Source organism: Saccharopolyspora erythraea (genome assembly GCF_018141105.1).
GTDB lineage: Bacteria > Actinomycetota > Actinomycetes > Mycobacteriales > Pseudonocardiaceae > Saccharopolyspora_D > Saccharopolyspora_D erythraea_A.
Genome location: NZ_CP054839.1, coordinates 1,433,481 through 1,459,267, shown reverse-complemented (window position 1 = coordinate 1,459,267; position 25,787 = coordinate 1,433,481). Strand labels below are relative to the sequence as shown.

Annotated in this window: 20 protein-coding genes; 10 read left to right on the top strand and 10 right to left on the bottom strand. The window is 70.9% G+C overall.

The annotated features are described in order from the left end of the window. Window positions 1-259: 259 nt before the first annotated feature. Entirely contained in the window at window positions 260-403 is a 144-nt protein-coding gene (locus HUO13_RS06705) for a hypothetical protein (RefSeq protein ID WP_211900584.1), read from the bottom strand. 282 nt (window positions 404-685) lie between these two features. On the opposite strand from HUO13_RS06705, the gene HUO13_RS06700 reads away from it, so the two are divergent. Beyond that, on the top strand, window positions 686-2,611 hold the full coding sequence (locus tag HUO13_RS06700; RefSeq protein WP_211900583.1) for a GH-E family nuclease: 1,926 nt from the start codon (window positions 686-688) through the stop codon (window positions 2,609-2,611). 104 nt (window positions 2,612-2,715) lie between these two features. Beyond that, window positions 2,716-3,279, top strand: a complete 564-nt coding sequence (locus HUO13_RS06695; protein ID WP_211900582.1) for a suppressor of fused domain protein — start codon at window positions 2,716-2,718, stop codon at window positions 3,277-3,279. A gap of 9 nt (window positions 3,280-3,288) precedes the next feature. On the opposite strand, the gene HUO13_RS06690 is transcribed toward HUO13_RS06695, so the two are convergent. The 3 genes from HUO13_RS06690 to HUO13_RS06680 all read right to left on the bottom strand — a co-directional run bounded on the left by HUO13_RS06690 (window position 3,289) and on the right by HUO13_RS06680 (window position 6,251). After that, window positions 3,289-3,951, bottom strand: a complete 663-nt coding sequence (locus tag HUO13_RS06690) for an endonuclease V (protein ID WP_211900581.1) — start codon at window positions 3,949-3,951, stop codon at window positions 3,289-3,291. A gap of 86 nt (window positions 3,952-4,037) precedes the next feature. Further along, window positions 4,038-5,462 carry an aldehyde dehydrogenase family protein gene (locus HUO13_RS06685; protein WP_211900580.1) on the bottom strand — a complete coding sequence of 475 codons (1,425 nt, stop codon included), beginning with the start codon at window positions 5,460-5,462 and terminating at the stop codon, window positions 4,038-4,040. A 174-nt stretch (window positions 5,463-5,636) separates the two neighbouring features. Beyond that, complete coding sequence (locus HUO13_RS06680) at window positions 5,637-6,251, bottom strand: DsbA family protein (protein WP_211900579.1); 615 nt, start codon at window positions 6,249-6,251, stop codon at window positions 5,637-5,639. Between the two features lie 262 nt (window positions 6,252-6,513). Between HUO13_RS06680 and pepN the strand changes: the two genes are divergently transcribed. Both pepN and HUO13_RS06670 read left to right on the top strand, forming a co-directional pair. After that, on the top strand, window positions 6,514-9,096 hold the full coding sequence (gene pepN, locus HUO13_RS06675) for an aminopeptidase N (RefSeq protein WP_211900578.1): 2,583 nt from the start codon (window positions 6,514-6,516) through the stop codon (window positions 9,094-9,096). A gap of 165 nt (window positions 9,097-9,261) precedes the next feature. Next, window positions 9,262-9,990, top strand: a complete 729-nt coding sequence (locus HUO13_RS06670; protein WP_211900577.1) for a response regulator — start codon at window positions 9,262-9,264, stop codon at window positions 9,988-9,990. Window positions 9,991-10,053: 63 nt separating this feature from the next. On the opposite strand, the gene HUO13_RS06665 is transcribed toward HUO13_RS06670, so the two are convergent. Next, entirely contained in the window at window positions 10,054-10,539 is a 486-nt protein-coding gene (locus HUO13_RS06665; protein ID WP_211900576.1) for a DUF5130 family protein, read from the bottom strand. Further along, window positions 10,526-10,771 (bottom strand): aa3-type cytochrome oxidase subunit CtaJ, encoded by a 246-nt coding sequence (gene ctaJ / locus HUO13_RS06660; RefSeq protein ID WP_011873329.1) that lies wholly within the window; start codon window positions 10,769-10,771, stop codon window positions 10,526-10,528. Before ctaJ ends, HUO13_RS06665 begins: the two co-directional genes overlap by 14 nt. 541 nt (window positions 10,772-11,312) lie before the next feature. Between ctaJ and HUO13_RS06655 the strand changes: the two genes are divergently transcribed. Next, window positions 11,313-11,924 (top strand): hypothetical protein, encoded by a 612-nt coding sequence (locus HUO13_RS06655; protein ID WP_249124497.1) that lies wholly within the window; start codon window positions 11,313-11,315, stop codon window positions 11,922-11,924. Here the strand turns inward: HUO13_RS06655 and HUO13_RS06650 are convergent. Continuing rightward, the gene (locus tag HUO13_RS06650) at window positions 11,921-12,472 is read right to left on the bottom strand and encodes an HNH endonuclease (protein WP_432757851.1); all 552 of its coding nucleotides are present in this window, start codon (window positions 12,470-12,472) and stop codon (window positions 11,921-11,923) included. The two genes, HUO13_RS06655 and HUO13_RS06650, sit on opposite strands and share 4 nt — an antisense overlap. A gap of 332 nt (window positions 12,473-12,804) precedes the next feature. On the opposite strand from HUO13_RS06650, the gene HUO13_RS06645 reads away from it, so the two are divergent. From HUO13_RS06645 to HUO13_RS06625, 5 genes are all read left to right on the top strand, one after another. Next, a complete protein-coding gene (locus HUO13_RS06645) occupies window positions 12,805-14,913 on the top strand; it encodes a prolyl oligopeptidase family serine peptidase (RefSeq protein ID WP_211900574.1) in 2,109 nt (702 codons plus the stop codon). A gap of 139 nt (window positions 14,914-15,052) precedes the next feature. After that, on the top strand, window positions 15,053-16,033 hold the full coding sequence (locus tag HUO13_RS06640; protein ID WP_211902699.1) for a mechanosensitive ion channel family protein: 981 nt from the start codon (window positions 15,053-15,055) through the stop codon (window positions 16,031-16,033). Window positions 16,034-16,065: 32 nt separating this feature from the next. After that, entirely contained in the window at window positions 16,066-16,449 is a 384-nt protein-coding gene (locus tag HUO13_RS06635; RefSeq protein ID WP_029622125.1) for a globin, read from the top strand. 262 nt (window positions 16,450-16,711) lie between these two features. Continuing rightward, window positions 16,712-17,752: a DUF3459 domain-containing protein gene (locus HUO13_RS06630; RefSeq protein WP_211900573.1), complete on the top strand. Its 1,041-nt coding sequence runs from the start codon at window positions 16,712-16,714 to the stop codon at window positions 17,750-17,752. Between the two features lie 134 nt (window positions 17,753-17,886). Then, window positions 17,887-19,317, top strand: coding sequence for a hypothetical protein (locus tag HUO13_RS06625; protein ID WP_211900572.1), 1,431 nt, complete (start codon window positions 17,887-17,889; stop codon window positions 19,315-19,317). 253 nt (window positions 19,318-19,570) lie between these two features. Here HUO13_RS06625 and HUO13_RS06620 read toward each other — a convergent pair whose 3' ends face one another. From HUO13_RS06620 to HUO13_RS06610, 3 genes are all read right to left on the bottom strand, one after another. Further along, window positions 19,571-20,212 carry a hypothetical protein gene (locus HUO13_RS06620; protein ID WP_211900571.1) on the bottom strand — a complete coding sequence of 214 codons (642 nt, stop codon included), beginning with the start codon at window positions 20,210-20,212 and terminating at the stop codon, window positions 19,571-19,573. Continuing rightward, the gene (locus HUO13_RS06615; RefSeq protein WP_211900570.1) at window positions 20,205-20,642 is read right to left on the bottom strand and encodes an acyl-CoA thioesterase; all 438 of its coding nucleotides are present in this window, start codon (window positions 20,640-20,642) and stop codon (window positions 20,205-20,207) included. Before HUO13_RS06615 ends, HUO13_RS06620 begins: the two co-directional genes overlap by 8 nt. 64 nt (window positions 20,643-20,706) lie before the next feature. Continuing rightward, window positions 20,707-25,605: an NAD-glutamate dehydrogenase gene (locus HUO13_RS06610; RefSeq protein WP_211900569.1), complete on the bottom strand. Its 4,899-nt coding sequence runs from the start codon at window positions 25,603-25,605 to the stop codon at window positions 20,707-20,709. Window positions 25,606-25,787 lie beyond the last annotated feature (182 nt).

Here is a 25,787-nt window from a genome sequence, read left to right as displayed (position 1 = left end):
GCCGATGGGGCGACGGGGCTGGACCGCCGGGATCGCATGCAGGACAACGACCTGAGCAGCTGGCATTGGTCGCCGGGGTTTACCTCGACTTCGGGTACTGGCGCGGGATCGACGTGCGCCTCGGCTCACTGCCGAGTACCGGGTGGCCGGAGAGCAGGCCGAGTGCCGTTGCAGCATCAACGCTCCCTGCCAGAGCCGCCTCCGCTTACCGCCCGCCTCCGCTACCGCTCCGGCAGCCTCCGGCCCCGGCCGCCGCGGCCTACCGGCCGCGGCGCTGGCCGCCGTTGTCGAAGCCCGCGCGGCGCAGCGCGTCCGCGAGGGCGCCTTGCGGCGCCTCGCGGCGCTGCTGGCCGTCGCGCTGCTGCCCGCGCTGCGGGCGCTTGCCGCCGTGCCGGAACGGCACTCCCGGACTGCCGCTCGTCGGAAGAGCGCGAGGACCCAATCAGGTTCTCGTTCGCAGACGCACGTGAAGGCCCAGTCGTCATGAATCACTCAATTCGAGTCGCTCATCGGACCGCAGCGGCCGGGCGGGCCCGGCGGCAACACCCGCCCCGACGGCCCGGCGGGGCAGCGCCCCGACTCACCGAGTCCGCGCCCGCACCCGTCCACCCCGGACGGCGCCTCGCCGCGTCCCCAGGGCCAGCCCGGCCAGCAACCGGACGCCCCGGGCCAGCGCCCGGATGGTGTGAGCCCACGCCCAGACACCGCAGGTCCGCGCCCCGACACGGCCAGCGCGCGCCCCGACAGCGCAGGCGCCCGTCCGGACGGCGCCAGCCCGCGTCCCGACACCGCGGCTCCGCGTCCCGACGCGACCGGCCAGCGACCGGACGGCAGCACCCCGCCACGCCAGGACGCTCCGTCCTCGCGCCCGGACGGTGCACGCCCGGACGGCACCCGCCCCGACGGCGACCGCCCGGCGAACACCCGTCCGGACGGCACGAACCCGCAGTCCCAGCACCCGGACACCACCCGGCCCGACGGGACCCGTCCGGACCAGAACCAGCCGGACTCCCGTCCCAAGGACAGCACCGACCAGCGCCAGGACTCGGACACACCTCGAGACCGCGACTCGGACGCCCCGCGCGACAAGGCCGACGCCGACCCGGGCACGCCGGAGCGCCAGCACCAGATCGAGCAGGCCGAAAGCACCCGCCAGCAGACCCCTGCGGGCTCGGCGTACCACAACGACCCGAACATGCGGGACCTCGCGAGCCGGGTCCCAGACGACGGCGTCCACCACACCGTGGACGTCCACGCCCTCCCTGACGGCCGCGTGCGCGTCGGCGACCAAACCTTCACCCCGAAGGAATTCGCCGACATGCTCCGCCGCGACCCCAACTGGGACGGCAGCAAGCCGCTGCGCCTGCTCTCCTGCGACGCAGGCACCAGCGGCCTGGCCCGCGACCTGTCCCGCGAACTGGGCATCCCGGTCACCGCCCCCCGCGGCCTGGCCTGGACCGACGGCAACGGCCGCGTCTTCGCCAGCGACATGGGCCCCGACGGCAAGCCCGGCTGGCCCCCGAACGGCGGCTGGGACACCCACAACCCCGACGGCACCACCACCCCCGCCAGCAACGACGGCTTTCACCCCTCGCGCGACGGCGCCGACCCGGGCCAGCGGCCGGAGGATGCCGAAGCACGGGGCCGCCGCCAACGGGACGACGCAGACGGCGACGGAGATGAACCACCGCGTCAGCGGCAACGCACCGACGCGGTCGACGAGACAGAACGTCAGCGGCGCAAGGACAAGCTGCCATCGACGCACCAGTTGTACGGCGCGGAAGCGGTCGAAGCGCGCACGCGGGCGGGGCAGACGAGCGACGGCCCCCTGCGCTGGGACCCGGACGCCGACAGCGGCAGCGGTGACTGGAAGCCTGCGCCCACCGGTCCGCTGCAGCCGATTGCAAGCACGCCCGCGCACATCCAGGGGCAGATGCTGAACTACGTCTACGGTTCGGACCGGCCGAGCTTCTCCGCGGAGACGAAGTACACCGTGTACGGCAGGACCGGGATGAACCCCGACGGTTCGTACGTCTGCTCCACGTCAGGAAACCGCATCCCTGTCCAAGCGGGTGACCCACCGCAGTTCTACGACTTCGACAGCAACGGCAAGCGTGTGGCGGTCGCCACGCCGGACTGGTTCACGCGCGGAGAGGATCCGCCTGCCGGCACGACGGCGCACGTCGGTCCCCAGTTCCACGAGATGCGCAACGGGCAGCGAACCGCGACCTCCCCACCAGACTGGTACATGAACGGGGAGAACCCGCCTGCGCCACCGCACAGCAAGTTCGTCCTGCCGGAGAAGGACGCGGCGCACATGGGTCACAAGCCCGATTACGAGTACTGGCGCCAGCAGCGGTTCGCGCTCTTCCACGAGATGACGGTGGATCAGTACCGAGCCATCTACGACAACCCGGACCACTACCACCTGGAGGAGAAGAGCGCCAACGAGAGCCACGGCCACGAGTCGACCACGCCCGGTTACGGCAACTACCCCGCGCTGGCTCGAAACCTGTTCCCGACGGCGAACTTCCAACCGATCCCGAGCGCACCCACCAACATGAGCGACATCTACAAGGGCTCGAAGAAGCTCGGCGATCCGCGAGGGTGACGCTCACCCCGGCGGATCGGCGAGCCCAGCGATCCGTAGACTCGGAAAACGGGACTACATGCAGGCCAAACCCGGGCGAGACGCCCGAAACGATCGGAGATTCAATGGACACGCCCGCTGAGTCCAACGACGTCCTCGCGCACCTCGAACGCCATCTGGGCCCGGTGCGCAAGGTCGAGTCGGGCAAGTCCGAGCAGGGCAACCGCGGCTACGACCTGACGTTCTTCCACCAGGACCAGCCTCCGATCAGCACGGTCGTGACCAACGGACTGCGGTTCCAGTCGATCACCTCGATGGTCCCGGAGGAGATCGCCTGCACGCTGTGGGACGGCCAGGAGCACATCGCGCACTTCCTCGCCGACACGACCGCCTCCATGCTGCTGAAGGCGGGACGCGGTCTCGATTTCGGCATGGTCATCGAGAACGACGAGCCGATCCTGCAGGGCACTGCGATCTGCGGACTCCTCGCCCACCCGAGCCCGTACTTCGAAGGTGGCTTCAGCGTGTTCCCGGACGGCCAGCAGCCGACGCTGCAGATCGTCTCGCTCATCCCGGTCACTTCCGGTGAGGCCGCTGTCGCCCAGAACGAAGGTCCGGAAGCACTGTTCGAGCGGTTCAGCGAGAACCAGGCGAACATCCTCGACGTCACCCGGCCGTCGGTCGTCTGAGACCAGTCGCTACCGCGCCGCCGATCGCCCCAGGTGGTCGGCGGTGCGTGTTGTCTCCGGCAGCCGGTACTTCGGCGCCAGCCGCAGCACCAGCTCGCAGGCGGCGTCGAGGGTGAAGCGGTGTCCTACGGACACGAACACCGGCTTCACCCCGCGCTGCGTGCGCAGCGCTCGCCCGACGACTTCGTCGTCGAGGCGGAGCGGCGTCCACGCCCCGCGCTCCTCGCCTGGCGGCTCGTAGCGGCCCAGGGACGTCTTGCCGACGCCGATGCTCGGCAGGTTCGTCAGCACTCCCAGGTGGCAGGCCAGGCCGAAGCGTCGTGGATGCGCCAGGCCCTGCCCGTCGCACACCAGGACGTCCGGGGTGACCGACAGCTTCGACAGGGCGGAAATTAGCGACGGGGCTTCGCGGAATGCGAACAGTCCTGGTACGTAAGGGAATTCCGGTACGCCTCGCACCACCGCGGAGTCCACAACGGACAATGAAGCAACGTCCAGGACGGTCACCGCTGCGATGAGTTCGTCAGCCACATAGGCCACATCCAGCCCGGCCGCTGTACGAACAGCAGCAGGCGCGCCGTCGAACCGGACGAGAGAAGCGAGCCGCGTCTGGATGGCCACCGCCTCGTCCTCGGTCGACGGCCAGGGGTGCAGGTCGCGGATCTCAACCACAAGCCGATCGTAGCCACGGACGAACACGGAGAACGCGCAGCAACAAGCGTGTGGCGACCCGGGAGCCGCCACACGCCAAGCCACGGTCACCGCTGGATGGACTTGACCTCCAGGAACTCCTCCAGTCCGAACTTGCCGAACTCGCGGCCGTTGCCGGACTGCTTGTACCCGCCGAAGGGCGCCTGTGGGTTGAACGCGCCGCCGTTGACCGCCACCTGGCCCGTCCGCATGCGCCGGGCCACCGCCAGGGCGCGCTCCTCCGTACCGAAGACCGCGCCCGCCAGGCCGTACTCGCTGTCGTTTGCGATGCGCACGGCCTCGTCCTCATCCCCATAGGACAGGATCGACAGGACGGGTCCGAAGATCTCCTCGCGGGCGATGGTCATCTCCGGCTTCACGTCGGAGAAGACGGTCGGGCGCACGTAGTAGCCGGTGTCGAGGCCGTCCGGGTGCTCGGGGCCGCCCGCGGCCAGCGTCGCGCCCTCCTCGACGCCCTTGCGGATGTACTCCACGACCCGGTCGCGCTGTACCGCCGACACCATCGGCCCGATCCGCGTCGACTCCTCGGTGGGGTCACCGACCGTGTACTTCGCCGCGGCCGCGACGGCCAGGGACACCGCCTCGTCGTAGAGGGCTTCCGGCACCAGCAGGCGGCTGAGGGCGTTGCAGCTCTGGCCGCCGTTGGGGAAGCAGCCCGCGACGCCGAGCTTGACCGCCTTGGTCAGATCGGCGTCGTCGAGCACGATGTTGGCCGACTTGCCGCCGAGCTCGAGCGCGACGCGCTTCACCGTCGCCGAGGCGACCTCCGAAACGCGACGACCGGCCCGCGTCGACCCGGTGAACGAAACCATGTCGACGTCCGGGTGCGCGGCAAGCGCCTCGCCGACCACCGGACCGGTGCCGTGCACGAGGTTGAACACTCCCGCAGGGACCCCGGCCTCGGCCACGACCTCGGCGAAGATCCCGGCGGTCAGCGGGGCCACCTCGCTCGGCTTGAGCACGATCGTGCAGCCGGCCGCCAGCGCGGCGGCCACCTTGGCGACGATCTGGTGCAGCGGGTAGTTCCACGGCGTGATGGCCGCGACCACCCCGATCGGCTCGCGCACGATCAGCGAGTTGCCGGACTCCTCGGTCCAGGCGAACCCGCTCTCCAGCACCTCGGCGATGCCCGCCGAGGTCGCCACCGGCACGCTCGCGTGCACGTGCGTGGAGAACGAGATCGGCGAGCCCATCTCGGCGGTCACCGTCGCGGCGATCTCGTCGCGACGCGCCGCCAGCCCTTCGGAGATCCGGCGGACAGCGGCGGCCCGCTCCCCCGTCGGCGTCTCGGCCCAGCCTTCGAAGGCCGCCCGCGCCGCGGCCACCGCGGCGTCGACGTCCGCTGCGGTGCCCGCCGGCACCGAGGCGATCACCTGCTCCGTGGCGGGGTTGACCACGTCGATGCGCTCGCCGGCGCCCTCGACGCGCTCGCCGCCGATGACGTGGCCGGTGCTGGTGCTGGGCGCCGCCATGGAATCCTCCACAAGACTGTGACAACGTCGGACGTCACACCGAGCCTGTCACAACCCTGATCGGAACGGAACTCGCCACGAGCACCCGGCACCGGTCGGACCAGCGGCGACCACTCGTCCCGGGAACCGGGTGGTGTCCCGGCTGACCAGGACACCGACGACACCCACCGGGCCTCAGTCGAACTGCGGGTTCTCGGTCCGGGTCCGCTTCAGCTCGAAGAAGTACGGGTAGCCCGCCAGCAGCCGGGCGCCGTCGAAGATGCGGCCGGCTTCCTCTCCGCGCGGGATGCGGGAGAGCACCGGTCCGAAGAACGCCACGCCGTCCACGTGGATGGTGGGCGTGCCGACGTCCTCCCCGACCGGCGCCATGCCGGCGTGGTGACTGGCCCGCAGCTCCTCGTCGTAGTCGGTGCTTCCCGCCGCCTCCGCCAGCGACGCGGGCAGGCCCACCTCTGCCAGCGACTCGGCGATGACCGCGTCGTAGTCGTGGTTGCCCTGGTCGTGGATCCGGGTCCCGAGAGCGGTGTAGAGCGGCGCCAGGACCTCCTCGCCATGGTGCTTGGCCGCGGCGATGGCCACCCGCACCGGACCCCACGCCTTGGCCAGCAGCTCCAGGTAGTCCTCGGGCAGGTCCCGGCCCTCGTTGAGCACCGAGAGGCTCATGACCCGGAAGTGCAGGTCGATGTCGCGGACCTTCTCGACCTCCAGGATCCAGCGGGACGTCACCCACGCGAACGGGCAGGCGGGGTCGAAGTAGAAGTCGACCCTCGGCCGGTCCTCAGCGCTCATCTGTCCAAACCTCCATGATCACGCACCCGGTGGTCTCCGGGCCTCGCCCGGTGTAACCCGGCGACGCACCCGTGTCTTCCCGGCAGCGCACCGGCATCCCCTCCCGGCGCAGGAGTCCCGCCTTCCCCAGCACAACCGACACGCCGACGGATCGGCGCCACCACCGAACGTCACAGCACCACCCGGGACGTGATTTGATGCCTGAGCCCCTGCCGGTGCGATCGCAACGCACCGGTCTCCCGACGAGCAACGAGGTGAATCCGTGGCCCCGCCGAACCTCACCCGCGAGCAGGCCGAGCAGCGTGCCGCGCTGCTGGAGGTCCAGTCCTACGCGATCGAGCTGGACCTGTCCGCAGGAGCGGGTGGTCCGGAGGTGGAGACCTTCGGTTCCACCACCACCGTGCGGTTCCGCAGCGCGACGCCGGGCGCGGAGAGCTGGATCGACCTGGTGGCGGCACGGGTGCGCAGCGCCGCGCTCAACGGTGTCGAACTCGACGTCTCCGACTACGACGAGTCGACGGGCATCCGGCTGCCGGGCCTGGCCGCCGACAACGAGCTGGTGGTGCACGCCGACTGCCAGTACACCAACACCGGTGAGGGCCTGCACCGCTTCATCGACCCCGTCGACGGCGGCGTCTACCTCTACAGCCAGTTCGAGACCGCCGACGCGAAGCGGATGTTCACCTGCTTCGACCAGCCCGACCTCAAGGCCACCTACCAGATCACCGTCACCGCGCCGCAGGACTGGAAGGTCATCTCCAACGCCGCCGGCGAGGTCACCGACACCGGCGAGGGCACCCGGCGGCACGTCTTCGAGACCACCAAGCCGATGTCGACCTACCTGGTCGCGCTGGTGGCGGGCCCCTACGCCGAGTGGCGCGACGTCTTCCCCGGCGACGACGGCCAGGGCGAGATCCCGCTGGGCATCTACTGCCGCGCCTCGCTGGCCGAGCACCTCGACGCCGAGCGGCTGTTCACCGAGACCAAGCAGGGGTTCGGGTTCTTCCACAAGGCCTTCGGCGTGCCCTACCCGTTCGGCAAGTACGACCAGTGCTTCGTGCCGGAGTTCAACGCGGGCGCCATGGAGAACGCGGGCTGCGTGACGTTCCTGGAGGACTACGTCTTCCGGTCGCGGGTCACCGGCTACCTCTACGAGCGCCGCGCCGAGACGGTGCTGCACGAGATGGCGCACATGTGGTTCGGCGACCTGGTCACCATGCGCTGGTGGGACGACCTTTGGCTCAACGAGTCCTTCGCGACGTGGGCCAGCGTGCTGGCGCAGGTCGGCGCGACCCGGTACACCAACGCCTGGACGACCTTCGCCAGCGTGGAGAAGTCCTGGGCCTACCGGCAGGACCAGCTGCCCTCCACGCACCCGGTCGCCGCCGACATCCCCGACCTGCAGGCCGTCGAGGTCAACTTCGACGGCATCACCTATGCCAAGGGCGCCTCGGTGCTCAAGCAGCTCGTGGCCTACGTGGGCCTGGAGAACTTCCTGGCCGGGCTGAAGGTCTACTTCGACCGGCACGCGTGGGGCAACGCCACGCTCGACGACCTGCTCGTCGCGCTGGAGGAGGCGTCCGGCCGCGACCTGTCCTGGTGGAGCGCGCAGTGGCTGCAGACCACCGGCCTCAACATGCTGCGCCCGAAGCTCGCCGTCGACGACGAGGGCCGCTTCACCTCGTTCTCGGTGCTGCAGAGCCCGGCCCGTCCCGGCGCCGGTGAGCACCGCACCCACCGGCTGGCGATCGGCATCTACGACGACGACCCGACCACCGGCGAGCTGGTGCGGACCCACCGCGTCGAGCTCGACGTCACCGGCGAGCGCACCGAGGTCCCGGACCTGGTCGGCGTGCACCGGGGCAAGCTGGTGCTGGTCAACGACGACGACCTGACCTACTGCACGATGCGGCTGGACCCGCAGTCGCTGGCCACGCTCATCGACCGCATCGCCGACATCCAGGAGTCGCTGCCGCGCGCGCTGTGCTGGTCGACTGCCTGGGAGATGACCCGCGAGGCCGAGCTCAAGGCACGCGACTTCGTCAGCCTCGTGCTCGGCAGCTCCCCCACCACCGGCATCGGCGCGGAGAGCGAGATCGGCGTTGTCCAGCGGGTGCTGCTGCAGACCCAGACCGCGCTGGCCTCCTACGCCGACCCGGCGTGGCAGCCGGAGGGCTGGCGCCGCTTCGCGAGCCGCCTGCTGGAGCTGGCCCGCGCCGCCGAGCCCGGCTCCGACCACCAGCTCGCGTTCGTCAACTCGCTGGCGGGCTCGGTGCTCGGCGAGGAGCAGATCTCGGCGCTGCGCGGCTGGCTGGACGGCACGGCTCCGTTGGAGGGCCTCACCGTGGACACCGACCTGCGCTGGGGCCTGCTGCAGGCGCTGGTCGCCCACGGTGCCGCGGGCGAGGCAGAGATCGACGCCGAGCTGGAGCGGGACCAGACCGCGACCGGCCGCAGGCGCGCCGAGCGGGCCCGCTCGCTGATCCCGACCCCCGAGGGCAAGGAGAAGGCCTGGCAGCGCGCGGTCCACGACGACCAGCTGCCCAACGCCATCAGCGACGCGATCATCTCCGGGTTCCAGCACCCGGGGCAGCGCGAGCTGCTGGCGCCCTACGTGCGGCGCTACTTCGACGAGATCGACGAGGTCTGGCACCGCCGGTCCAGCGAGCGGGCGCAGCCCACCGTGATCGGGCTGTTCCCGTCGTGGGCGGTCGACGAGGACACCGTCTCGGTGGCCGACCGCTGGCTGGAGGGCGAACACGCCCCGGCGCTGCGGCGCCTGGTGTCCGAGGGCCGCGCCGGCATCGTGCGGGCGCTGGCCGCACGCGAGTTCGACCGCTCCTGAGGTGGCCGTCCGTGAGCCTTGCGGGGTTGCCCCGAAAGGCTCACGGACAGCACCGGACACGGCTTCTCACCTTCCGTGTCCAGCCGTTCACCGCACGTAAGCTGGGCGGGTCGGTCCGGTCAGGCGCCCGGTGACCGCGGTGCCTCGGCGAGCAGTGGAGCCGCGATGTCCCAGTTGATCTCGTCGATCGCCCAGCTCCTGTGGCCGCTGATCACGTTGACGGCCATCTTCGTGTTCCGGCGCGCGATCGGCCGGGTGCTCAAGACCGCCGAGAAGCGGGAGCTGGAGTTCGAGGTGGGCGGTCAGAAGCTCACCATGCACGAGCTCAACGACCAGCAGAACGACATGATCCAGGACCTCCAGCGCCAGCTGAGCATCCTCAGCAACCAGCTCGACACCAAGGAGCAGCGGGTCGGCGCCGGTCCGCCGGAGCTGGAGGAGGTGCTCGCCCCGCCCCCGCCGCTGGGGTCGGAGCTGGAGCAGAGCGACCTTCCCGACGTGCACGCCCCGATCGGCCCGGAACCGTTCGCGGTGCTGTGGGTGGCCGAGCGGCCCGAGTCGCACGCCCTGCTGGTGGAGCAGCTGCGCGACAACGGCGTGCGGGTGTCGATGGTGGCGGCGACCGGGGAGGCGCTGAGCGAGCTGTCCGAGCGGCCCTACCGGCTGATCATCTCGGACATGTCGCGCACCGAGGACGGGCGCTACCGGTCCGACGCGGGTCTGGTCCTGCTGCGGGAGCTGCGGGACCTGGGCGTCGACACGCCGGTCATCATCTACTGCGGACAGCGCGGTGAGCTGCAGTACGGGGCACAGGCCAAACAGGCCGGAGCGGTCGCGGTCACCTCGTCGGCCTACGAGATGTTCAAGCACTTCCAGAGCTTCGGCCTGCTCTGACCCGCGAAAGAACACGAGGACGGCCCCAGCGGGGCCGTCCTCGATGGTTTCGCCGGAGCGTCCTCAGTGGTCGCCGAACTTGGTGCCCGCGGTGTCGGCGAGCATCCGCAGCCCGCTGATCAGGCCCTCGACCAGCTCGCCCTCGCGGAAGGAGGCGACCATGCTCATGGCCGCGAGCTGGCAGCTGCGGTCCGGGATCCGGCGGTGGGCTTCCTCGCCGGTGACGACCTCGAACTTGCGCTGGCCCGGCGACACTGCGAGCAGGACCCCGTCCTGCGCGCGGCCGCCCAGACCGGCGTGCAGCTCCTCGGCGGTGGCGCGGGTGTCCTCGCCGAGGTCGCCGATGTAGATGGCGAACTCCAGTCCGGTGGTCCGGCTGGAGAGCGTGAGGGCCTCGTCCAGCCTGGACAGCTGCGTGGTGCTGAACGGCAGCTTCGGGCGCTCGGGCTCCACCTTGCGGGCGATGGACAGCCTGCCCGTCGCCATCAGAGCCTCGCCTGCGCCGAGGTCCGGGGCCTCGGAGGAACGGGCGATCTCACCAGTTGCCACGTGCGCCTCCCCGGGCGGTGCTGGGCTGTGCGTCCTCGGATTCCAGGTCGGCCAGCGGAGCGGCGCTCACGCCCGCGGGGTTCGCGACCCAGAACACCGGAGCGAAGTCCCACTCCTGGCCCGCGCGGTAGCGGGGACGGGTGAACCGTGGCCACAGCGCGATGAGCACGATGATCCCGTAGATGGCCGCTGGGACCACCGCCAGGACGAGCAGAGTCTCCACGACAGTCACAGCGGTTACGGTATCCGATGACGTCGGGATCGTGGGTCGCGACCACCGGCTGACAGGAGCTTTCCGACCAGCGGCCACCGAGAGTTCCTGAACCGCCGCGGAGGGTGCGCGACCACGGCGTTGTCGCTGGTACATGCCCGTGCGCGGAGACGGCCGCCCCGCCCGCCGCCGGCCTTCATTGTGCTTTAGGTCACATCAAGTAACACGAATGGCCTAGCGCGCCCGTCCGAATGGAGTCCAACCAGAAGGTTGCAACCGGCGGCAACTTGGCGGCTTGTTCTTGAGGTTGCGTGCTTCTAACTTTTCACCTGTATGGGTCTTGCATATTTGATCATACGCGTTCAACGGTTGTTTTGAATGCAGGAGGCACACAATGTCGATCATCGTTACCGCCACACAGACCAACACCCTCACTCTTCCGGCGAATGGCGAGCCCTTGTTTGAACACGGTGTGCGCATTAGCGGGCACGGTCGGGCTGCCCGAATCGACAAGGACGCGCGGACGAACCGCGGGGTCCGGATCAGTGGTGCGGCGCGGGGTGTGCGGATCTCCAGTGAACAGCGCGGCGTGCGGATCAGCGGTCGCAGCGGTGTGCGGATCTCCGGTGAGCAGCGCGGCGTGCGGATCTCCGGACAGGACCGCGGCGTCCGCATCAGCGGGCGACAGGGTGTGCGGATCAGCGGTCAGGCCGGTGTGCGCATCAGCGCGTGCAGTGGAGTGCGCATCAGCGCGTGGAGCGGCGTGCGGATCTCCAGTGAACAGCGCGGCGTGCGGATCAGCGGCGAGCAGCGCGGGGTGCGGATCTCCGGACAGGACCGCGGTGTGCGGATCAGCGCACGGCAGGGCGTGCGCATCAGCGGTCAGGCAGGTGTTCGCATCAGCGGTCAGGCAGGTGTTCGCATCAGTGGCCAGGCGGGTGTGCGGATCTCCGGACACGACCGTGGCGTCCGCATCAGCGCACGGCAAGGCGTGCGCATCAGCGGCCAGGCAGGTGTGCGCATCTCAGGCTGGCACCGCGGCGTGCGGATCAGCGGTCGCAGCGGTGTTCGGATCTCCGGCGTCCACCGCGGTGTGCGCATCAGCGCCCGCGACCTCGACCAGCGCCCCGAGGTGGCCTGCGTGGCCACGGGCACCCCGGCCCTCGCCGTCTAGGCGGCCGGCTCACCCAGGTACGGCAGCCACAGCGGGTCCGTTTCGGACAGCCCCGCGAGCAACCGCCAGTGCCGCCCGCGCGGCGCGTGCGGGGCCACCGGCAGCCGCCAGCCCAGCTCACTCAGCGTCTTGTCCGCCTTGCGGTGGTTGCACTTCGTGCAACTCGCCACGCAGTTCTCCCACACGTGCGGCCCACCACGGCTCCTCGGCACCACGTGGTCGATCGTCTCGGCCCGCCCGCCGCAGTAGACGCAGCGGTGGCTGTCCCGCAGCATCAGCGCCGCCCTGGTCAGCGGCACGCGTCCGCGATAGGGCACCCGCACGAAGTTGCTCAGGCGGATCACCGACGGAACCTCGACGCTGTCGGTCGCCGAGTGCAGCACCATCCCGGCCGCATCGCCGTGCACGACCTCGGCCTTCCCGCACACGATGAGCACGATCGCCCTGCGCAGCGGCAGCGCGGTCAGGGGCTCGAACGTGGTGTTCAGCAACAGCACCCGCCGCTTGCGCCAAGCGCCTGCGTGGCCGGGCGGCCGGTCGGCCGCCAGCGGCGGTCCACTCCCGCGGGCCGCCTGTGTCGAGCACAGGGGGGCCCGAGGCGCCAGCCCCGTGGCTGCGCCTTTCGGAGTCGGTTGTCGGTCGGGCACTCGACCACCTCCACCGGGTACCGGGCATAAGTCGAACACAAATGTCCGCCCGAACGCACGTGTGATTCGACACGTGTTGCGAAGTGGTTGTCCAAAACACCCGTGAACAACGCCCCTCCGAGAGGTGAACTGATCCGCCGCGGCGCCTCGAACCGGCGATTCACGGACACCTGCGGGAAATGATCCATTGCGATCCGGCGAAAGCGGCGTGAACGCACGTATTGTCGGCGGGCGTGACCGATGTTGTGCTGACTTACCCAGACGCCGAGCGATCCGACATCTCGGAGGTGCTCCACGGCCGCCGGATCGACGACCCGTACCGGTGGCTGGAGGACGCCGCCGACCCGCGGACCAAGGAGTGGTCCGCCACCCAGGACGAGCTGGCTCGCGGTTGGCTCGACGCGCTCCCGGGCCGCGAGGCGGCCGCCGAGCGGATGCGGTCGCTGCTGTCGGCAGGCTCGGTCTCGGCCCCGGTGTGGCGGGCGGGACGGGCGTTCTTCACCCGCCGCCTGCCCGGCCAGGAGTTCGCCGTCCTGCACGTGCGCGAGGCCGACGGTTCCGAGCGGGTGCTGCTGGACGTCACCGAGATCGACCCCTCCGGCCTGACGACCCTGGACGCCTGGTCCCCCAGTCTGGAGGGCGACAAGCTGGCCTACCAGGTCTCGATCGGCGGCGACGAGGAGTCGCTGCTGCACGTCGTCGACGTGGCCACCGGCGAGCGCGTCGAGGGGCCGATCGACCGCTGCCGCTACACCTCGATCGCGTGGCTGCCCGGTGGCGAGGAGTTCTTCTACGTCCGGCGCCTGCCCGCGGAGTCGGTGCCCGAGGGCGAGGAGCAGTTCCACCGCCGGGTGTGGCGGCACCGGGTGGGCGCCGACCCGGAGCAGGACCTGCTCGTGCACGGCGAGGGCCTGCACCACACGTTCTACTTCGGCACGTCGGTGTCCCGGGACGGCCGGTGGCTGTTCGTGCACGGCAGCCCGGGCACCGCGCGCCGCGACTCGATGTGGATCGCCGACCTCTCCGACGGGGCCCCGGTGCCGGAGCTGCGCCGCGTCCTCGACACCTCCGACGGCGTGCGCGCCTCCGCCTGGGTCGAGCGCGACGGCCGGATGTACGTGCAGACCACGCTCGACGCGCCGCGCTGGCGGCTGTGCGTGACCGACCCCGAGCACCCGGAGCCGGAGAACTGGACCGAGCTGATCCCCGAGGACCCGGACTCGGTGCTGGAGGCGGTGCGCTGGTTCGACCCCGGCGACGGCGAGCCGCGCCTGGCCGTGCTGCGCACCCGGCACGCGGTGTCGGAGCTGACGCTGCACGATCCCGCCACCGGTGAGCGCACCGGCGAGGTGCCGCTGCCCGGCACCGGGCAGGTCACCGCGCTCAACACCGTCGACGTGCTGACCACGCACGACCGCGACCGGCTGTGGCTGGGCTGGACCGACTTCGCCACCCCGCCCTGCGTGCACACCTACTCGCGCACGAGTGGCGAGACCAGCCTCGAGGCGCGGGCGCCGGGCGCGGTGGACCTGCCCGACGTGCACACCCGCCAGGTCACCTACACCTCGCTGGACGGCACCGAGGTGCGGATGTTCGTGCTCAGCCCCACCGCCGAGCCCGACCGCCCCCGCCCGGTGCTGCTGACCGGCTACGGCGGTTTCTCGCTGTCGATGGAGCCCGGTTACACGCCGTCCGCGCTCGCCTGGGTCTCCGCCGGTGGGGTGTGGGCCGAGCCGTCGCTGCGCGGTGGCGGCGAGGAGGGCGAGCAGTGGCACCGCGCCGGCATGCGCGAGAGCAAGCAGAACGTCTTCGACGACTTCCACGCCGCCGCCGAGCACCTCGTCGAGCAGGGCTGGACCAGTCCCGGCCAGCTGGCGATCTCCGGCGGCTCCAACGGCGGGCTGCTCGTGGGCGCGGCGCTGACCCAGCGGCCCGACCTGTACCGGGCGGTGGTGTGTTCCGCGCCACTGCTGGACATGGTCCGTTACGAGCTGTTCCTGCTGGGCCGCACCTGGAACGAGGAGTACGGCACCGCCGACGACGCCGAGGAGCTGGGCTGGCTGCTGTCCTACTCGCCGTACCACGCGGTGCGCGAGGGGACCAGCTACCCGTCCGTGCTGTTGACGGTGTTCGAGTCCGACACGCGGGTCGACCCCAACCATGCACGCAAGATGTGCGCGGCGCTCCAGCACGCGACCGCCTCCGACCCGGTTGAACGGCCGGTGTTGCTGCGTAGGGAGACCGAGGTCGGGCATTCCGCCCGATCGGTTTCACGTACGGTGGGGCTGGCGACCGACCAGCTCGCCTTCCTGGCGGAGGCGACCGGGCTCGTACTCGGCTGAGCCGCGCGGTCGGTCCGGCACTGGAGACAACGGCAGCGGCGCGGTGGGCGTCGTGAACGGCGGGGCGTTCACGAACCCACCGGCCCCCGCTGCCATCCCCCGAAGCTCCCCAGGAAGATCGATGCAAATCCCCGAACCGATGATCCCCCCGCTGCTCGCCCAACCCAGCTGCGTCAACGAGGCGGGCAGCTGGTGCAAGACCATCCACGACCTCACCGGCGTGGAGTGGCTGGCCTCCTACTCCGAGCTGCTGATCGCCAAGCCGCTCAACATCGTCTTCATCCTGCTGGTCGCGTTCGGAATGCGGTACTTCGTGCACCGCACGATCAACGGGCTGACCCGTGGCAACGGCAAGACCCCGAAGCTGCTGCAGCCGCTGAAGGAGCGCCGCGGCGACACCCTCACCGCCGAGCTGCTCTCCGAACGGCGCAAGCAGCGCGCCCGCACGATCGGCTCGGTGCTGAAGTCAATCGCCTCGTTCCTGATCTTCGGCATCGCGGCGATGTACGTGCTGAAGGTGTTCGACGTCGAGCTCGGGCCGGTGCTGGCCTCGGCCGGTGTGCTCGGTGTCGCGGTCGCCTTCGGCGCGCAGAACCTCGTCCGGGACTTCCTGTCCGGGATGTTCATGATGGTCGAGGACCAGTACGGCGTCGGCGACGTCGTGGACCTCGGCGAGGCCACCGGTACCGTGGAGGCGGTGGGCCTGCGGGTGACCACGCTGCGCGACCTCAACGGCACCGTCTGGTACGTCCGCAACGGCGAGATCCTGCGCGTCGGCAACTCCAGCCAGGGCTTCGCGGTCGCCGTGGTGGACTTCCCGATCTCGCACAACAGCGATGTCGAGAAGGCCATCGAGGTCGCGGGCGAGGTCGCGGCCGAGGCCACCTCGCGCGAACCGCTGTCGCAGGACGTGCTGGAACCGCCGGAGATGCTGGGTGTGGACCAGATAACGTCGGACACCATAACGCTGCGGCTGACCACGAAGGTCCGGCCGGGCAAGCAGTGGGCGGTGCAGCGCAGGCTGCGAGCGGAGATCAAGCGCGCCTACGACGACTCGGACATCCAGCCGCCCTACCCCAACGGCCGTCCGGTCACGCCGACGAGCCCGGGGCAGGCGTGACACCCGCGGTCCGGGCCTAGGAGGATGGAGGGGTGACTAGCTTGGAGACCTTCTACGAACAGGTCGGCGGCGAGGAAACCTTTCACCGGATCGTGTCCCGGTTCTACGCCGAGGTGGCGAAGGACGAGCTGCTCCGGCCGCTGTACCCGGAGGAGGACCTCGGCCCGGCGGAGGAGCGGCTCCGGCTGTTCCTGATGCAGTACTGGGGCGGGCCGCACACCTACTCCGACCGCCGCGGCCACCCGCGGCTGCGGATGCGGCACGCCCCGTTCAAGATCGGCTTCGCCGAGCGCGACGCGTGGCTGCGCTGCATGCGCATCGCCGTCGACGAGGCCGACCTCACCCCCGAGCAGCGCGAACAGCTCTGGCAGTACTTCGAGATGGCGGCCCAGAGCCTGGTCAACTCGTGGTTCTGACCCCCGCGGGCCCACGCCCCGTGAGTCTCTTGGGCCGCTGCGGCGTTTTGGAAGACTCACGGGTGCGAGCAGCGGGCCCGTGGGGCTGAAACCGCCGTCCGGGACGCCGACGACGCCGCCCGGTGCGGGAGACTCCCGTACCGGGCATCGTTGTGTCTGACGGCCCGGGGACGGCCTGGAAGGTGCGTGATGGGTCCGGTGGATCGGAAGGTGCGGACGCGGTGCTGAGACGAGCGGAACCGCTGGTGGCGGAGCGGGCGGCATGACGACACCGGAGCCGGAGGACGCCGGGGCGTGGTGGCGTGGCGCGGTCTTCTACCGGATCGACGTGCGGTCGTTCGCCGACGGCGACGGCGACGGCATCGGGGACTTCGACGGCGTTCTGGCTCGGCTCGGCTACCTGGAGCTGCTCGGCGTCGACGCGATCGTGCTCGCCGGAGTCGGCGGGCTGCAGTACCCGCCGGGCTCGTTCGAGGCGCTGCTCGACGAGGCGCACCAGGCGGGCATCCGGCTGCTGATCGCGATGGATCTCGACCCCGCGCGGGAGGACCCCGAGGACGTCCTGCGGGAGTGGCTGGACCTCGGAGTCGACGGCTTCCACCTCGATCCGCGCGAGGGCGTCGCCCCCTCGATCCGCGCGGTGGTGGACCGCTACCCCGAGCGGATCGCGATCGGCAGCGGCCCGGGCTGGCAGCTCGCGTTCAACCTCGACCTGGCGGTGGCAGGCTTCGACGCCGACGCAGTGCGCAAGGCGATCATCCGGGTGCTCGACGCGCCACCGCGCCCCGCGTGGGCGATGGCTACGCGCGGCACCGCCCGCGACGAGGCGGCGCTGACACCGGTGCGCGCGATGTCGCTGGTGCAGCTCGCACTGCCGGGTGCGGCATGCCTGCGCCACGGCGAGGAGCTGGGACTTCCCGGCGCGCAACGGATTCCGATGCCGTGGGAGGGCCAGGACCCGCCGTTCGGCTTCTCCGAGCGACCCGGCGAGTGGCCGTCGATCTCCGCGGACTGGGCCTCCTTCACCGTCGAGGCGCAGCTGGAGGACCCGGAGTCGACGCTCTCGCTGTACCGGCGGGCGCTGGAGCTGCGCAGCGAGCACCCGGCCTTCGCCGGTGACGACGTGGAGTGGTTCGGCGCTCCCGAGGGCTGCTTCGCCTTCCGCCGCGTCGGCAGCGCCCTGATCTGCGCGCTGAACACCTCGGCGGAGCCGGTTCCCGTGCCACCAGGTGAGATCCTGCTGTCCAGCCGCCCGCTCGTCTCGGGTCAGCTGCCCGGAGGAACCGCCGTCTGGTTGGCATGACGGGAAGTTCGGCATGCCGCCGATGGTGTGAGTATCGCCTCTGCCCCGCCCCCTGGGGTGTGTGATCGGGTCGTCGGCTAGATACATTCCACGCGGCCCCGTGCCGCCAGGTATCCCCCGAACCCCTGGACACCATGACCTCACCCTGCCTCGCCGAGCCGACGGCCCGGAAGCCGCGGGCGCAGCGCAAGCGTCGCCTGGTCGGCGTCGACATCGCCCGTTTCTTCGCGGTGTTCGGGATGTTCAACATCCACTTCGGGGTCCCGTTCCTCGAAGGCCATCCCGAGATCGTGGTCGCCCAGTTCTCCAGCGGTCGTTCGACGGCGCTGTTCACGCTGCTGGCCGGGCTGTCGCTGGCGATGCTGTCCGGGCGGACGGTGGTGCCGCGGGGGGCGGCGCTGCGCGACGCCCGGCTGCGGGTCGCGGTGCGTGCGGTGCTGCTGCTGGTCATCGGGATCGGTCTGGCCAAGGTCACCGAGGCAACCGGGTTCCTGCTCACCGTGATCATCGCCTTCTACGGCATGTACTTCCTGCTCGCCCTGCCGTTCCTCGGGATGTCGGTGCGCGGGCTGGCGGTCTCGGCGTTCGCCGCCGCCGCGATCGGTCCGCAGCTGTCGTTCGTGCTGCGCGCCTGGATCGCCGACGGCACGCCGATGACGGCCCTGGTGGAGGCGGTGAACTCCGCCGATCCCGGCCACGTGATGGCCGATCTCGGTGTGTTCGACCTGCTGCTGATGGGTTTCTACCCGGCGGCGTCGTACCTGCCGCTGGTGCTGGCGGGCATGGCCGTCGGGCGCCTGGACCTGCGCTCCAGGAAGGTCCGGCTGTGGCTGACCGCGATCGGCGTGGCGCTGACCGCGATCGCCTACAACGTCTCGCGCTGGCTGGTGTGGGCCGTTGGCGGGCTGCCGGAGATGACCGCGCAGGGCACGGTGCCGATCCAGCACCCGGACTGGCTGCTGGGCGCGACACCGCACAGCGGCACCTCCTTCGAACTGGCCGGCTCGCTCGGGATCGCGCTCGTGGTGCTCGCCGTGTGCCTGGAACTGGCAGACCGGGCGGGGCGCTGGCTGTTGCCGCTGGCGAGGGCGGGCTCGATGGCCCTGAGCCTCTACGCGGTGCACGCGCTGGTGATGGCCTGGCAGATCATCGTCGGGGGCTGGCCGCTGAGCGGGGTGCCGGACTTCCTGGCGAAGCTGGCGAGCATGGGTCCGGCGCTGCCGCACGACATCCCCGACATGCCGGCGTTCCCCGCCGACGGGCACCGGCCGGTGGGCTTCGTGGCCTTCCTCAACACCTACATGCCGGAGTTCTTCCTCGGGTTCTCGATCCTGTTCCCGCTGCTGTGGCGCCGGTACTTCACCCGGGGACCGCTGGAGGCCGCGGTCAGCGAGAGCGTGCGCTGGATCGTCGACAAGATCCGCCAGCCCGACGACCGCGTGGTACCGGGCGACGACCGCCCGGCGCTCACCGGTGGCGGCGGGAGCGGTCCGGACGCCCGGCCGGCGGCATCGGTCCCCGACGTCCGCGGCGCAGAGCCCGCCCGCCACGACGCCCGTTCCTGACTCCGCCGACGACCGGCGCCCGGACATTCACGATGTCGGCGATGCCTTTGATCTCTGAAGCGGCGCAGCCGCTTGGCCAACCCCCGCAACCGGCACCGCCGCGGGTTCTCAGTCGCCCTCTGACGAGGACAGCTTTTTCGCAGCGTATGGGCATACGTCAGAAAAAGATCCCGGAGCCAGAGGGCCCCTGAGGTTCCGCCACCAGCACCGCGACGCAAACCACTCCAGTAAAGAGGTGTCCCGCCGGGCGGGATCACATCAGCAGTGGCAGCAGGGCGTGCCTGCGGCGCACCACGGCGCCGAACCTCGAGTCCAGGCGCAGCCACGAATCCGTCGCGCTGACCCGCACTATCTCGCCCTCCGGCGGCGAAGGCGGCAGGAAGCCCATACCGGACAGCACGAACAGGCACCGCAGCGGCACCTTGACGTCGAAGCCGGAGCCGCTGACGGTGAAGACCTCCTGGTCCAGCAGCGAAGCAGGCGGCGTCCCCTTCGGACCCACGTTGTCCTTGGCGACGTCGATGCCGCGCTCGGCGACCTCCCCCACGACCCTGGCGGGCAGGTCGTCCACGCGCTGCCAGCCGCCTGGCGGCGGCAGCTCCGAACGCCACAGCAGGTCGCGCGGCGGCCCAGGGTCCATGACCGGGCCACCGGCGACCGTCAGCGTCGCCAGCAGCTCGCTGCCCGACGCGGTCAGGTCCGACGGCTCCACCGAGCCCTCGACCGACCGGGTGCACAGCGCGTCGAACGGTGTCGCCGCCCACACGTCCAGGCGGTCCGTGCCGGGCCGGTTGCGCATCCGCACCACCGCCTGCCCGTCGAGCCGCACCGCACGCGCGACGAACGCGCCGAGATCCTCCCTCTCGACCGCCTCGGGAATCCGCAGCTCAGGCACGACCCAGCTCCGCCCCGTCGATCGCGAGCTGCCACTCGGACAGGAACGCGCGCTCGTCCTCGGTCAGCCGCCTCGGACGCCCCGCCCGCAGGTCGTAGGGCACCAGCAGCGTCTCGGCGGAGGCCGCCAGCACCGAGTCGTGGGCGTAGGCGGCGTAGTCGACCAGGAACGACGCCGCCTTCAGCTCGCGCACCGACATCCGCACCTGCAGCGAGCCCGCCGAGTACACCAGCGGCGTGTGGTAGTCGATCACGACCCTCGCGACCACCATGCCCTCGGCCATCCCGAGCAGCCCCTGCCGCCCGGCCTCGGCGAACAGCAGCTCGGCCCGCGCCTCCTCCAGGAGGGTCACCGTCCGGGCGTGGTTGACGTGCCCGAACGCGTCCATGTCGGACCAGCGCAGGGCCACCTCGGCTACGAACGCACCCACTTCGGCTTCCTCTCACGTACTCGGCGCGGGCGCCGGCCGGTGTCGGACCGGCACCCGCGCCCCGTCAGCGCACCATGCTGCGCAGCTGCCTCGTCGCCACCGACAGCGTGGCCAGGTCGAGCCTGCCGGAGTTGCGGATCTCCTCCAGCGAGGTCCTGGCCCGCTCCAGCCGGGACGCGTTGATCGACGACCAGGTCGCGATCTTGTCCTCCGGACCGTCCTCGGGGTCGCTGGTGCGCAGGACGTCGATGGTGATCGCCCGCAGCGACGCGTAGAGATCATCCCGCAGCGCCAGCCGTGCCAGCGAGTGCCACCGGTTCCCGCGTTCCAGCTCGTTGACCGCGAGCAGCATCCGCTCGATGTCGAGGTGCTCGGCCAGCGTGTAGTACAGCTCGGCGCTCTCGCGCGGGCTGCGCTCGTGGCTGACCCCGCCGTCGCGCTCGGCGAGCTCGGCGACCTCGGTGATGTCCAGCAGCGCGTAGGAGTCCAGCAGCACCGCGATCGACTCCGCCAGGTCCTTCGGCACGCCCTCGGCCAGCAGCCGCTCGGCCTTCTCGACCGCGCCCTCGGCGGCGCGGCCGTGCAGCAGCCCGCGCACCGAGCCCGACAGATCGGCGACCACCGGCCGGAACCGGGCGATCTCGGCGCCGATTGCCAGCGGCTGCGGCCGGTTCGACAGCAGCCACCGCGCGGCGCGGTCGAGCAGCCTGCGGCTCTCCAGCACCATGTCGTCGGCGACCCGGCTGGGCACCACGTTGGCCAGCTCGTCGATCCGCCGCCACAGCTCGTGCAGGCCGTAGACCTCGGTCACCACCGCGTAGGCGCGCACCGCGTCGGTGGCCGACGCGCCGATCTCCTCGGCCAGCCGGTAGGCGTACGAGATGCCCGCCCCGTCGACGACCTCGTTGACCAGCAGCGTCGTGGTGATCTCCCGGCGCAGCGGGTGCGCCTGCACCGCCTCGCCGTAGTGCTCCCGCAGCGGCTTCGGGAAGTACTCGGCCACCCGCCTGCTGAACGCGTCGGCGTCGGGCAGGTCGCTGGCCAGCACCTCCTTCTTCAGCGCCAGCTTCACGTGCGCCAGCAGCGTCGCCAGCTCCGGCGAGCTCAGGCCCTCACCGGCCTTCTCCCGCTCCCGGAACTGCTTCTGCGACGGCAGTGCCTCCAGCTCCCGGTCCAGCCCGTTGTTCTTGACCAGCGCGCCGACCTGCCTGGCGTGCACCGACACCATCGGCCCGGCGTGGGCGCGGGAGATCCCCAGCACCGCGTTCTGCCGGAAGTTGTCGGCCAGCACCAGGTCGGAGACCTCGTCGGTCATCTCGGCCAGCAGCTCGTTGCGCTGGGCCCCGTCGAGCCTGTCCTCGCTGACCAGCGAGTCGAGCAGGATCTTGATGTTGACCTCGTGGTCGGAGCAGTCCACGCCCGCGGAGTTGTCCAGAGCGTCGGTGTTGACCTTGCCGCCGGAGCGGGCGAACTCGATGCGCCCGCGCTGGGTGAGCCCGAGGTTGCCGCCCTCGCCGACGACCTTGACCCGCAGCTCACCACCGTCGACGCGGACCGGGTCGTTGGCCTTGTCCCCGACCTCGGCGTGGGTCTCGGTGGCGGCCTTGACGTAGGTGCCGATGCCGCCGTTCCACAGCAGGTCGGCCGGGGCGAGCAGGATGGCCTTGATCAGCTCGGCGGGGGCCATCGCCGTCACCGACTCGTCGATGCCCAGTGCCCGGCGAATCTTCGGGTTCAGCGGGATCGACTTCAGCGACCGGGACCACACCCCGCCGCCTTCGCTGATCTTGCTGCGGTCGTAGTCGTCCCACGTCGAGCGGGGCAGGTCGAACAGCCGCCTGCGCTCGGCGAAGGACGCCGCCGCGTCCGGCTCGGGGTCGATGAACACGTGCATGTGGTTGAACGCCGCCACCAGCCGGATGTGCTCGGACAGCAGCATGCCGTTGCCGAACACGTCACCGCCCATGTCGCCGACGCCGACCGCGGTGAAGTCCTCGGTCTGGGTGTCGACTCCGAGCTCGCGGAAGTGCCGCTTGACGCTCTCCCACGCGCCCTTGGCGGTGATGCCCATGGCCTTGTGGTCGTAGCCGACCGAGCCGCCGGAAGCGAAGGCGTCGCCCAGCCAGAACCCGTAGGACTTGGCCACCTCGTTGGCGATGTCGGAGAACGCCGCCGTCCCCTTGTCCGCGGCGACCACGAGGTAGGTGTCGTCGCCGTCGTGGCGCACCACGTCGGCCGGCGGGGCCACCTGTCCGCCGACGAGGTTGTCGGTGAGGTCCAGCAGCCCGGAGATGAACATCCGGTAGCAGGCGATGCCCTCGCCCAGCGCCGCCTCGCGGTCGGCTCCCGGGTCGCCGGTGGGCACCGGCGGGCGCTTGACGACGAAGCCGCCCTTGGCGCCGACCGGCACGATCACGGCGTTCTTGACCGCCTGCGCCTTGACCAGCCCCAGGATCTCGGTGCGGAAGTCCTCCCGCCGGTCCGACCAGCGCAGACCGCCGCGGGCGACCGGCCCGAAGCGCAGGTGCACGCCCTCCGCGCGCGGCGAGTACACGAAGATCTCGTACTGCGGCCGCGGCTCGGGCAGCCCGGGGATCGCCTGCGGCTCCAGCTTCAGCGACAGGTAGGGACGCGTTCCCCCGTCGACGAAGTAGTTGGTGCGCAGGGTCGCCGTGATCAGGCTCAGGTAGCTGCGCAGGATGCGGTCGGCGTCGAGGCTGGTGACGTCGTCGATCAGCTTGGTGACCTCGGCGATGAGGTCCTGCTCGCGGGCGGTGCGCTCCTCGGCGCCCAGGACCGGGTCGAACCGGACCTCGAACAGCCTGGTCAGCGCCACCGTGGTGGCGCGGTGGGCGAGGATGGCGTCCTCGATGTAGTCCTGGCTGTAGTTGATGCCGGTCTGGCGCAGGTACTTGGCGTAGGCGCGCAGCATGGCCGCCTGCCGCCAGTCCAGGCCCGCTCGCAGCACCAGCGAGTTGAACCGGTCGACCTCGGCCTCGCCCTGCCAGGCCGCGCGGAAGGCGTCCTCGAACCGCTCCCGCAGCGTGTCGAGCTGCTCGGCACCGCCGGTGTCGAGCAGGCCCGGCTCCAGCCGCAGGCCGAAGTCGTAGATCCAGTACTGGCCGCCGTCGTCGGGGACCACCTCGTAGGGCCGCTCGTCGACGACCTCGACGCCCATGCTCTGCAGCACCGGCAGCACGCGGGACAGGATGACCCGCTCGCCGCCGACGTAGATCTTGAAGCGGCGCTCACCGGGAGCCGCGTCGCGCGGGGTGTAGAAGGACATCCGCAGGTCCCGCGGGCCTTCCAGCGCCTCCAGGCGACGCAGGTCCACGAGGCCCTCGACGGCGCTGAAGTCCTCCTTGTATGCCTCCGGGAACGACGAGGCGTAGCGCTGGCCGATCTCGCTGACCGCCTCCGAGCCCGCCCGGGCCCGTTGTCCGTCGCGCCTGCCGGGCTGCTCGGAGTCGACCTCGTCGATCATCTGGTCGTCCCAGGTGTGGATCGCGTCGCTGAGCCGCTCCTGCAGGCGGTTCAGGTCCGGCTCCGCCTGGTGCTCGGGATCGGTGTGCACCATGAAGTGCACCCGCGCCAGCATCGACTCGCCGACCCTGGTGCTGTACTCCACGCCGGTGCCGCCGAGCTCCTCGATCAGCACCTCCTGCATCGCCAGCCGCGAGCTGGTGGTGTAGCGATCGCGTGGCAGGTAGACGAGGCAGGAGAAGAACCGGCCGTAGGGGTCGCGGCGCACGAACGGCTTGAGCTTGCGCCGCTCGGCCAGCGCCAGCACGCCGGTGACGGTCTCCGCCAGCGTCTCCTGGTCGGTCGAGAACAGCTCGGTGCGCGGGTAGTTCTGGATCTCCTCCAGCATCCGCTGCCCGGAGTAGGACTCCAGCGGGAAGCCCGCGTTGTGGATGATCTCGCGGACCCGGCGCTCGATGACCGGGATGTCCAGCACGTTCTCGTGCAGCGCGGTGGTGGTGAACAGGCCGAGGAACCGGTGCTCGCCGGTGACCTCGCCGTTGTCGTCGAATGTCTTGACGCCCACGTAGTACGGGTGCACGGCACGGTGCACTGTGGACGGTGCGCTGGCCTGGGTCAGCACCAGCAGTTCCTTCGACAGCGCGTTGGCGCGCGCGTCGGGTCCCGCGGTCAGGCCGCGAGCGGCGACGCTGTCGCTGCGCAGCACGCCCAGCCCGGAGGCCAGCACCGCGCGCAGCGCGGGTTCCTCGTCGTCGGAGACCAGCTCGTTGTGCCGGTAACCGAGGAAGGTGAAGTGGCCGTCGGCCAGCCAGCGAAGCAGCTGGGCGCCGTCGTGGGCCTGCTCGTCGGGCAGCGGCGGCGGGTCGGTGTCCAGCGAGTCGGCCAGCGCGCGGGCCGTGGCGATCATGCGCTCGGTGTCCTCGACCACCTCGCGCACGTCGTTGAGCACGTTGAACAGGCCCTGCTCCAGAGCGTGGAGCCGCTCCAGGTCGGTGATGCGGTCCACCTCGACGAACATCCAGGACTCCGCCATGGCGTCGGCGGGCGGGGAGGCGGGGTCCGCGCCCGGCAGGACCTCCAGCAGCTCGCCCGCGACGTCCCGGCGCACCACGACGATCGGGTGCACGATGCGCTGCACCTCGGCGCCGTCCCTGCCCAGCTCGGCGATGACCGAGTCGACGAGGTAGGGCATGTCGTCGGTGACGATCTGCACGACCGTCGCCGGGTTCTCCCAGCCGTCCTCGGCACGGGTGGGGTTGAAGATCTTCACCACCGGGCGTCCGGCGACTCTGGCCGCGGCCAGCTCGCGGTGCGACCGCAGGGCGCCGACCAGGTCGGCGGGCTCGTCGTCGACGAGCTCCTCGGCCGGGACGTGCCGGTAGTAGGTCCACAGCAGCTCGGCCAGTTCGGGGGCGGCCTCCACCGCGCGGTCCAGCAGGCGGTTGCGGGCCTGCTCGGGGGCCTCGGGGCGCACGCCCACCACAGGTCCACCTCCGTCGGCCTGCAGTTGTTGGCGGTTCAACTGTCCGGGATTCGAGGTCATCTTCAGGCAGCTCCATGCTTGGCGGCACCTCGTTGTGCCAACACGAGTTCCAGCGTAAGCCTGCCAGGCGCAGGCGCGGGCAGAGGGCGCGAAGGCGTCCAATGCGTTGCGGCGAGCGA